The organism is Shewanella sp. 10N.7 (assembly GCF_020806285.1).
GTDB lineage: Bacteria > Pseudomonadota > Gammaproteobacteria > Enterobacterales > Shewanellaceae > Shewanella > Shewanella electrodiphila.
In genome coordinates, this window is the sequence record NZ_JAJGZS010000104.1 from 1 (window position 1) to 235 (window position 235).

The following is a 235-nucleotide window of genomic DNA, read 5'->3' on the forward strand; positions in this document are numbered from 1 at the left end:
AGTATTCATCGTAGTAGTTACAAGTATTGGAGAAAGAGACCAACAACCATTAACGCAGATAAGGTTAAGCTTCGAAGCCTAGTCAGCGAAGTACACACAGCAAGTAATGGGTCAGCAGGTGCTAGAACGATTGCTGATATGGTTACCCAGCAAGGTGTCTCGCTAAGCCGTTATCGTGCCACTAAGTTGATGAAAGAACTTGGTATAGTTAGCTGTCAGGTACCTAAGCACAAAT

At 43.4% G+C, this 235-nt stretch carries 1 protein-coding gene; it reads left to right on the plus strand.

Translation table 11 applies throughout. From position 1 onward, the window contains the following. Nucleotides 1-235, plus strand: a 235-nt coding sequence (locus LMH66_RS20355; protein WP_229372739.1) for an IS3 family transposase, incomplete at both ends; no start/stop codon positions are given.